This window comes from Stenotrophomonas sp. SrG (assembly GCF_050031795.1).
Lineage (GTDB): Bacteria > Pseudomonadota > Gammaproteobacteria > Xanthomonadales > Xanthomonadaceae > Stenotrophomonas > Stenotrophomonas rhizophila_A.
In genome coordinates this window covers 1-237 of sequence record NZ_JBNBBE010001265.1, presented here as the reverse complement: position 1 = coordinate 237, position 237 = coordinate 1, and the positions used below count along the sequence as shown (strand labels likewise).

Below are 237 nucleotides of genomic sequence, written 5' to 3'. Positions count from 1 at the left end.
TGTTTACGGCGTCCCCCCCCCACCCCAAACCCCCCCCCCCCAAAAAAAAAAACCACCAAAAAAAACCCATTAAAACAAAAAAAAAAAAAAAAACAAAAACCCAGACCAACAAAAAAAAAAAAACAAAAAAAAAAAAACAACAAAACAAAGACCAAACCAAAAAACAACAAACAACCCAACAAAAAAAAACAAAAAAAAAAACACCCCAACAAAAACCCACAAACCAACAAAAAACAC

At 33.3% G+C, this 237-nt stretch carries 1 protein-coding gene; it reads left to right on the top strand.

Features of this window, described 5'->3' with window-relative positions:
- A partial coding sequence (locus tag ACQG3P_RS23485; protein WP_426806388.1) for a hypothetical protein occupies positions 1-237 on the top strand: 237 nt, incomplete at both ends.